We start from the raw sequence: 311 nt of genomic DNA on the forward strand, positions 1-311 counted from the left end.
GGTGGACACCGTGGAAGGAGTACTTGCCGCCGGGCCGCAGGTCGATCTGGGTGGTAGGATGCCACCATTGACGCAGCGCTTCCTCGGAGGAAAAGGCCTGCCAGACACGTTCCACCGGAGCCTCCAGATAAATGCTGTTGCGCACCTCCAACCGTTCCGGACCGTCCTCACCGCAGATTGCTTGGCTGGTGATCAATGGTTCCTCCAGCGTTTTGTTCTCGACCAATCGATGCAACACGGCGAACAATTCGTCGCTTTCCCAACCTTGCTTATAGCCTTCGAAATGATCATGGCGGATAACGGCAGGCAGT

General features: G+C 57.2%; 1 protein-coding gene. It reads right to left on the bottom strand.

The annotated features are described in order from the left end of the window. A partial coding sequence (locus tag MXD62_RS08190; protein WP_248828802.1) for an SRPBCC domain-containing protein occupies positions 1–311 on the bottom strand: 311 nt, incomplete at both ends.

This window comes from Frankia sp. Mgl5 (genome assembly GCF_023242985.1).
Classification (GTDB): domain Bacteria; phylum Actinomycetota; class Actinomycetes; order Frankiales; family Frankiaceae; genus Parafrankia; species Parafrankia soli.